General features: G+C 39.8%; 1 protein-coding gene. It reads right to left on the reverse strand.

From position 1 onward, the window contains the following. Window positions 1-22: 22 nt before the first annotated feature. On the reverse strand, window positions 23-231 hold a 209-nt coding region (locus AC1M86_RS14815), incomplete at its 5' end, for a muconolactone Delta-isomerase family protein (RefSeq protein WP_481608261.1).

Here is a 231-nt window from a genome sequence, read left to right on the forward strand (position 1 = left end):
ATCAAGCCAAGACACTTAAAACTTAACGATCATCTTCACGGATAGAAGATGGGTGGCGATTTAACGCCATTACTTCGATATTCATATATGGATAAAGCGGAAGACCTTGTAAAATTGAATGAAGCTCTTCATTGCTTTCCACATCAAAAATACTGATGTTTGAATACTGACCTGTGATTCGCCAGATATGACGCCACTTGCCTTGTTGCTGTAACTCTTGCGAATACGCCT

The sequence above is a fragment of the Acinetobacter sp. ANC_7654 genome (assembly GCF_056779855.1).